A 5,223-nucleotide genomic window follows, 5' to 3' on the forward strand; every position below is an offset into this window, starting at 1 on the left:
GGGCTCGGGGCAGATCAGCGTGCTGCAGCAGTTCATCGTGATCACCGCGATCCCGGTGTCGCTGGTGCTGCTGCCCTCGCTGTGGACCGGCCCCAAGGCGGCCTATGCCATGGCCCGCGAGCAGGGGTTGATCGACGGCCCCCGGGAGCCGCGCCATGACTGAGCTGCGCCATCCGACGATCGACAGCCCGGCGCTGCGGCCGGCCGCGACGGTCATGGATCTGGAGCGCCTGGGCAGCCTGCACGCCAGCCGGTTGAGCTTCGTGCGCAGCCTGGTGCGCCAGATGGCCCGGCAGCGCTGGCAGATCAGTCGCGTACGCTTCGACCTGGACGCGCAGGGCTACGGGGTCGCGATCTACCGGCTGCAGACGCCCCACGGACGCTACCACGGGGTGATCTTCTCGCAGTATCTCGACGCGGCGCGGCGCTCCGATCGGGTGATCGCCGACGCCTGGGACGTGACCTTCGGCGTGGTCGAGGGCGACGTCGACGAGGCACTGCTCGAGCAGATGGCCAGGAACGTGCCGCTGCAGGAGGCCGGGCGCCAGCACCCGCGGGTGCTGGTGCTGTCCCGCGCCAATCGCAGCCTGCGCAACTTCGCCCAGTTCGTCGAGGCGCTGTCGGCCGGGGCGCAGCCGGACCCGGCGTGGCTGACCCGGGTCGGCTACCTCTATCGGACCACGGCGGTCTACGGCAACGGCAAGTTCGGCATCGCCGACTTCATGCGCCTGCGCGACAACCCGGATTTCCGCCGGCCGTTCTCGGCGCAGATGCTGGCGGTCTATCTGCTGCGCCACTTCTCGATCGACCAGGTGGAACACATCGCCCATTGCCGGGCGCCGGAGGCGGCGGTGCCGCTGGCCCGGGAACTGAGCCGCTATCTGGGCATCGGCAACTCCACCGGGCTGGGCATGGCGCCGTTTCTGATCAATCACCCGCAGCTGATTCAGCAGTGGGTCTACTGCCGGGAGCGCGCCCTGGCGCTGGCGCTGTCACAACGGCCGGAGGAGGCGGATCGCCGGCGGCTCATCGTCCTGACGCGCCGGGCCATGACCCATCTGGCGCAGACCCTGACCGAGGACGCCGAGCAGAGCGCGCGCAATGCCGCCACGGTGGCGGCGTTGCCGGCGGTGATCGCCTGGCTCGAGGAGATGCCGCTGGAAGCCGACCTGTGGCGGCAGCTGGCGGACTGGAGTGCCAGCAGCCTGTCGCTGGAGGCCCAGGAGCTGATCAACACCCTGCTGATCGAGCTCTATCCGCTGCTCGTGGACCCGCTCGAGGACGAGATGGGGGCCGAGGAGAGCCTGGAGCTGACGCCGGACATGCCGCTGGTCCGGCTCCGGCAGCTGATCGAGACCCACTTCGACTGGGCGCTGGCGGAAGACTTTACCTCGCCCGAGGCACGCTACTGGTTCTGGTATCGCTCGGTGGAGAAGGAGGAGCCCCGGCTGGGCGTGCGCGGCGTCGAGCCCGGCGCCGACAAGGAGCTGGCACTGGCCATCGCGCCGCTGGTCAGCGAGGCCCATGAGGCGTTGTGTGCCTTCCTCGCCGACAATCCCCGCGCGCTGGTGGTGGACTTCCTGATCGCCCGGCCGCGCTACAAGGCGATCGTGCGGCGCACCCAGACCATGGCCCAGACGCCCTACGGCGAGATTCGCGCCAACCTGTGGCATCGCGACATGAAGCCCATGTACCTGTTGCGGACCAAGTTGTCGTTCTTCGGCGCCAGCCGCTTCGATCCCAAGTCCGACCGCTGGGTGCGCATCACCCTGTTCCAGGGCGCGCCGCTGGTCGATGAACTCAACGCCGAGCCGCACGACCTGGCGGCTTTCGATGACTGGAGCTTCCCGCTGGAGCCGGCAGGTCGGCAGAGTGAGGGCCACCGGGAAGCCGTCGGAGGCGAACGATGAAGGTATCCCACAACGAACTGCAGGGACTGTGCCGGAAGGCCTTTCTGGGCATGGGCTTCGAGGAGGGTGATGCCGCGGATGCCGCCGACATGGTCGCCTGGATGCAGTGCCTGGATCTCGGTGGCCTGGCGGCCCTGAGCCGCGGGCTCGACTACCTGCTGGCCGAGTCCTCGGATGCGCTGCCGTCGGTGCTGTATCAGGACGGCGACCTGGCCGTGCTGGACGGCCATGGCTGCAGCGTGCTGCGCAGCTCGTCCCTGGCCCTGGAGCTGGGGTTTGCCAAGGCGCGGGCCCGGGGGCTGGCGGTGATCAAGATCCGCCACTGCCACAACCGCCAGCTGATCATGGGCTATCTGGCCCGGCTGGCGGGACGCGGCATGAACGTCACCGCCTTCTGGCGCAATGCCCACGAGCCGCTGACCGAGCAGGTGGTGGGGTTTCGGGCCAATCATACGGTACCGGAGATCCGTATCTATACCGTCGCCGACGTGCCCGAGGAAAACGAACCCAACGACGGCATCACCCTGGTCATGGCCAACCACGTCGACCTGCTGCCGGCCATGCGCTCCAACTACCGTTACGACCTGCTGGCGCGGCACGAGGAATCGGACCTGCTGGCCTGTCGCGACCGGGCGTATCTGGAAGGCATCGAGGTGGACGACACGCTCTGGGAGCGTCTCAAGGCGCTGGCCACGCGCATGCTGGTGGAAGCCACCGATGACTCTCGGCAGGGCGCCGGGGCCGGCACCCACGACAACGATTGAGCAGAAGGGGAAGCATTCATGATTCAACCGGTCGCCACGGACCTCTACGCCTCGAAGGCGCCCCTGGAATGGGCCGTCGTCGGCAACGGCATCCTGTTCACCGCCCAGATCCCCATCGGTGCCGACGGCCAGGTGGTGGCGGGCGGCATCGAGGCCCAGACCCGCCAGACCCTCGACAACCTGCGCCATACGCTGGCCTGCGCCGGGGCCGACATGGCGGCGCTGACCCAGGTGCTGATCTACGTCACCGCCCGCGACGACCTGGCCGAGGTCAACCGGGTGTATGCGGAGTATGTCGAGCCGCCGTATCCCAACCGCGCGGCGATCATCGTCTCGGGTTTCGCGCGGGAGGCGATGCGCATCGAGATCGTCGCCGATGCGGCGCTGGAGCAGGCCGGCAGTTGATTCCGGCGACGATAAGCGCTGTCATGAGGTCTTGAACCGGCAAGCAGCCGGCCGCTGTCCAGAAGGCGGGCGCTTGCCGGGCATTGCATGACCCGAAAAAGGCCCTCAGCCATGGATACCCCCGTCCTGCCGGTGATACTGGCCGGTGGCAGCGGCACGCGCCTCTGGCCGCTGTCGCGTCGCCATCTTCCCAAGCCGTTCCTGGCGCTTGAGTCCGGCGAGAGCCTGCTGGCCGAGACCTTGGCGCGTGTGCCGGACCCGGCCATGGCACCGCTGGTGGTCTGCAATGACGCCCACCGCTTCCTGGTGGCCGAGCAGCTGCGCCGGGCGGGGCGGCCGGGGACCATCCTGCTCGAGCCGGCGGCGCGCGACACCGCCCCGGCCATCGCCTTGGCCGCCTTGCAGGCCGTGCAGGATGGCGACGATCCCGTGCTGCTGGTGATGCCGTCGGATCACTGGATTGCCGACACGGCGGCGTTTCAGGCCAGTGTGGCACGCGCCGTGGTGCTGGCGCGGCAGGGGTGGCTGGTGACGCTGGGCGTGACGCCCGAGCGTGCCGAGACCGGTTACGGCTACATCCAGCGTGGTGAGCGCCTGACCGGGCAGGCCTGGCAGGTGGCGCGCTTCACCGAGAAGCCGGATGCCGCCACTGCCGAGGCCTTCTGCCGCAGCGGCGACTATCTGTGGAACAGTGGCGTCTTCGTGCTGCGGGCCGGTCATTACCTGGCGCTGCTCGAGCGGCTGGCGCCGGCCATCCTGACGGCCTGCACCGAGGCGCACGGCAAGGCGCGACAGGACCTCGACTTCCTGCGCATCGACGACACGGCGTTTTGCGCCTCGCCGGCCGACTCCATCGACTATGCGGTCATGGAGCACACCGACCACGCGGCGGTGGTGGCCCTGACGGCGGGGTGGAGCGACATCGGCAGCTGGCCGGCGCTGTGGCAGGTGCAGGACCGGGATGACGCGGGCAACGTGCAATGCGGCGATGTCCTGCTGCGCGAAAGCCGGGGCTGCTATGTTCGCGCGGAGCATCGGCTGGTGGCCGTGCTGGGCGCCGAGGATCTGGTCGTGGTCGAGACCGCCGATGCGGTGCTCGTGGCGCCCCGCGAGGCGGCGGGACTGCTCAAGGCGTCCGTCGAATCGCTGGAGGCCGAGGGGCGTCGCGAGGTGGTCGAGCACCGGGTCGTGCATCGCCCCTGGGGACATTACGAGCCGGTGGACAGCGGCGAGCGCTATCAGGTCAAGCGGCTGACCGTGCAGCCGGGCCGGCGACTGTCGCTGCAGATGCATCACCATCGCGCCGAGCATTGGGTGGTGGTGCGCGGCACGGCCCGTGTGACACTGGGCGAGGAAAGCTTCCTGGTCGGCGAGAACCAGTCCATCGACATTCCCCAGGGCCGGGTGCACTGCCTGGAAAACCCCGGCGTCATCCCGCTCGAGTTGATCGAGATCCAGTCGGGGACCTATCTGGGCGAGGACGACATCGTCCGCCTGGACGATCCTTACGGGCGCGCCTGATCCTCTTTCCGTGCTTTTCCCCTCCCGCGTCATGGCGACGGCGGACAGACCCGCTACGCTTGAGTAACGCAGCGTTACACCGGAGCCCGCCATGTCGTCCCGTCCCGCGCATCTCGCCTTCCTGATCCTTGTGCCGTCTCCCGGCAATACCTCGCTGACCAGCCAGGGAGGGCGCGACTACCGCCTGAGCCTGGCCACGGTGTCCAGTGTGGACGCGGCGGTGCGTCTCGCCCGCGAACTGACCGACCAGGGGGTCACCGCCATCGAACTCAGTGCCAGCTTCGGCGACGCGGGCGAGGCCCGGGTGCGCGAGGCCGTGGGGCCGTCGGTCAAGGTGGGGCGGGTGCACTACACGACGCCGTAAGGCCTGATAGAGGGAGTGTGGGAGGGGATTCCTCCCGACGGCGGTGCCGCTGTGGCCAAGGGCATCGCGACTGAAGTCGCTCCCACAGGGGGGCCTGGGGGCCGGTGCAGGGAGCTGTGGGAGGGGATTTATCCCCGACGGCGGTGTCGCTGTGGCCAGGGCATCGCGACTGAAGTCGCTTGTATGTTGGAAATGACCCAACACGGGCAGTATGGAGAAGACTTGCCGGGGTGGAGGGACGAAGATCGCATCTGGCCCC

5 protein-coding genes and 1 pseudogene are annotated in these 5,223 nt (G+C 68.9%); all 6 read left to right on the forward strand.

Annotated elements, in window-relative coordinates; translation table 11 throughout:
• A pseudogene (locus ACTCB7_RS12755) lies at positions 1-163 on the forward strand (BCCT family transporter); the annotation flags it as partial.
• The gene (locus ACTCB7_RS12760) at positions 156-1,910 is read left to right on the forward strand and encodes a hypothetical protein (RefSeq protein ID WP_224416754.1); all 1,755 of its coding nucleotides are present in this window, start codon (positions 156-158) and stop codon (positions 1,908-1,910) included. The pseudogene ACTCB7_RS12755 and the gene ACTCB7_RS12760, both read left to right, overlap by 8 nt.
• Positions 1,907-2,674: a DUF3726 domain-containing protein gene (locus ACTCB7_RS12765; RefSeq protein WP_224419928.1), complete on the forward strand. Its 768-nt coding sequence runs from the start codon at positions 1,907-1,909 to the stop codon at positions 2,672-2,674. Before ACTCB7_RS12760 ends, ACTCB7_RS12765 begins: the two co-directional genes overlap by 4 nt.
• A gap of 18 nt (positions 2,675-2,692) precedes the next feature.
• On the forward strand, positions 2,693-3,079 hold the full coding sequence (locus tag ACTCB7_RS12770) for a RidA family protein (RefSeq protein ID WP_463006965.1): 387 nt from the start codon (positions 2,693-2,695) through the stop codon (positions 3,077-3,079).
• Between the two features lie 111 nt (positions 3,080-3,190).
• Positions 3,191-4,600 (forward strand): mannose-1-phosphate guanylyltransferase/mannose-6-phosphate isomerase, encoded by a 1,410-nt coding sequence (locus ACTCB7_RS12775; RefSeq protein WP_463006966.1) that lies wholly within the window; start codon positions 3,191-3,193, stop codon positions 4,598-4,600.
• A gap of 91 nt (positions 4,601-4,691) precedes the next feature.
• Complete coding sequence (locus ACTCB7_RS12780; protein ID WP_463006967.1) at positions 4,692-4,964, forward strand: DUF6506 family protein; 273 nt, start codon at positions 4,692-4,694, stop codon at positions 4,962-4,964.
• Positions 4,965-5,223 lie beyond the last annotated feature (259 nt).

The organism is Modicisalibacter sp. (genome assembly GCF_055145905.1).